We start from the raw sequence: 2,411 nt of genomic DNA on the forward strand, positions 1-2,411 counted from the left end.
GCATTGTGCAGTTGCTACATAAGAATAACTAAATAATAAAGAAATAAGGATTAGTTTTTTCATATTATTTTCCTTAAGTAATTAATATTACTGAGTAAGTCTACTCTTCTATAAGAAATAATCAACAATTTTGGCTCTTTAAGTTATGACAGGGAGTATTTATCCCCCGACTCCCCCTATGATGGCGCAAGCGTCCTCGCTTGTGCCTATCAACTAAAAGTGCGGTTACAAAATCCAAAGGATTTTGAACATTGGTTCTCCCAACATTTATGGGTAAAATTCGCAATGTTTTTGTTAAACAGCACAAGCGTGGACGCTTGCGCCATCAGAGAGGATATATACTTAGAGACTAATATCAGCAAGATTTTCTTTCGAAGAAGTAAAATGCCCGCTTATCTGTGGGCATTTTATTTTATAATTTATTAAATTTTAAACCTTTTGGCTCTGTGTAATAATAAGTATCAATCTGATTCCAGCTTAGATTTTCATTATCTTGCAATTTAAAATATGGCTTAATAGACTTTCTAATTAAATTAATTAGATTCTCTCTGTTCTCTCTAGTTTCACGGTAATTATATTTTTTGAGGCAGTAGTTTAATTCCCACTCTTCAGAAAGATTAATAAACTTTCTAACTGGCTTGCTCATAGGACATTCCCCTGTATTATAGTTAATAGTGTATAAGTACTTGGTTTTATGCAAAAACAACACATAAATGGAGCTTAATATATATAATTTCAATACCCATATTTAATATTTTTGGATGTATCTCCAAAGATGTCCATGCTTCCTCATGATGGCGCAAGCGTCCTCGCTTGTGTCTGTCAACTAAAAGTGCGGTCAAAAAATCCAAAGAATTTTGAATATTGGTTCTGCCGACGCTTATGGGTAAAACTCACAATGTTTTTATTAAACAGCACCAGCGAGGACGTTAGCGCTATCTTTCTTTATTTACACATCTATGATGGCGCACGCTTCCCAGCGTTTGCCTAATTCCAACAAAAATACTTCAAAAATCAACCACACTTTATTTACTTTCTAGGACACGCGTTAGGAAACGCGCTCCAGCATAAACTAGAACAACTCATCGGCATGAAGCTCACCTAAACTACACCATGTGCCGGTCGCTTCCGTCTGCAGTTGGTACTTCACCCACCCGGCAAGCAACAATTTCACCTTAGATCGTATTGATGAAAACCAAGCTCAAGATTATGCCAAACGTAAAGGTTGGGATGAGAGGGAGAGATGATGAAATGGCTGGGTGTGGCGATGAAGTGAATATGCCTTATTAAGGTAAGAAGACCACCTAAAATTAGGTGGTCTTTCATATGTATTGATAAAAACTATTTTGGAATCCCCTTTCTGTTTGGATTATTAATCCATTGTGATATTTTTCCTATAAAATCCCAAACATCATTATGAGTTGGTCTAATATAGTGCTCAGAACTAGGATCATCTCCCATCTTTTCAAAAATATTTTTTAGCCAACCGTTTTTATTTCTATCAATATCAAGATCACTTAACCAATGCTCAACTTCTCCTATTGGAACAACAAAGCTCCCATATTCCATTAAATTATCAAAGAAATTTGAACAGAATTCTTGATCTTCTTCTGTTAATAAATTAATTCCACCACTACGTTTAAAATCTTTTCCATCAAATGCGTTTACTAGATTTTCCCTATTTTTTCTGAAGGAACTTTTATTTCGCTCAGGAATATATATACCATCTAAAACTTTATTCCAATTAACGCCCCCTTCTTTAATTACGTCAATATCAACAATTCCAACAGCTGGAATCCCTAATTCTCTTAATGGCTTAACAATATCCCAAACAGTTTGCTTATTTTGAGCATTTAAAAACAAACACCCTTCAATCCCTCTTGGATCTTTTTCCTTTAATAAACGTTCATTGATTTCTTGATAAAAAGCTCTATCTGCATCGGCTTCAGTAACTACAACAGCATTATAGAAGAGTGCATTAAAAACACCTATTGAACGTAATAATGGATTTTGCATCAAGGGTTTTAACTTATCTTGAGTTAAAATTCTCGCTGTTGCCCCTTGAGCCCCATAAGTAAGTCTCACGATATTGATACCAACATTACTTTGTACACAGCCCATCAAAAAATCAGCACTATGAGTTGCAACAAACAGTCTTTTATCATTATTCAGTATTGATGTGATCTCTTTACCTAATTTATAGGAGAGAGTTGGATGTAAGAATGCCTCTGGTTCATCAACTAATATGAAATCAGACTCTCCGGCAATTAAAGCTATTATAATTCCTATAAATGCTTTAACACCATCACTAGTATCCTCCACTAAAATTGCATTCTTATGAAAAGCGATTGCCTCCTCAGTAAGACTTTTATCTAAACTATCTTTAGGTTCTTCTTCAGACAATCTCAATC

At 34.8% G+C, this 2,411-nt stretch carries 3 protein-coding genes; 1 reads left to right on the top strand and 2 read right to left on the bottom strand.

The annotated features are described in order from the left end of the window. Positions 1-412: 412 nt before the first annotated feature. Positions 413-646: a hypothetical protein gene (locus QZ106_RS09795; protein WP_295976639.1), complete on the bottom strand. Its 234-nt coding sequence runs from the start codon at positions 644-646 to the stop codon at positions 413-415. Positions 647-1,115: 469 nt separating this feature from the next. Between QZ106_RS09795 and QZ106_RS09800 the strand changes: the two genes are divergently transcribed. Further along, positions 1,116-1,247 (top strand): vitamin B12 dependent-methionine synthase activation domain-containing protein, encoded by a 132-nt coding sequence (locus QZ106_RS09800; protein ID WP_295976640.1) that lies wholly within the window; start codon positions 1,116-1,118, stop codon positions 1,245-1,247. Positions 1,248-1,341: 94 nt separating this feature from the next. Here QZ106_RS09800 and QZ106_RS09805 read toward each other — a convergent pair. Then, a partial coding sequence (locus QZ106_RS09805; protein WP_295976641.1) for an ATP-dependent endonuclease occupies positions 1,342-2,411 on the bottom strand: 1,070 nt, incomplete at its 5' end.

The sequence above is a fragment of the uncultured Aggregatibacter sp. genome (genome assembly GCF_901873365.1).
Taxonomy (GTDB): Bacteria; Pseudomonadota; Gammaproteobacteria; order Enterobacterales; family Pasteurellaceae; genus Aggregatibacter.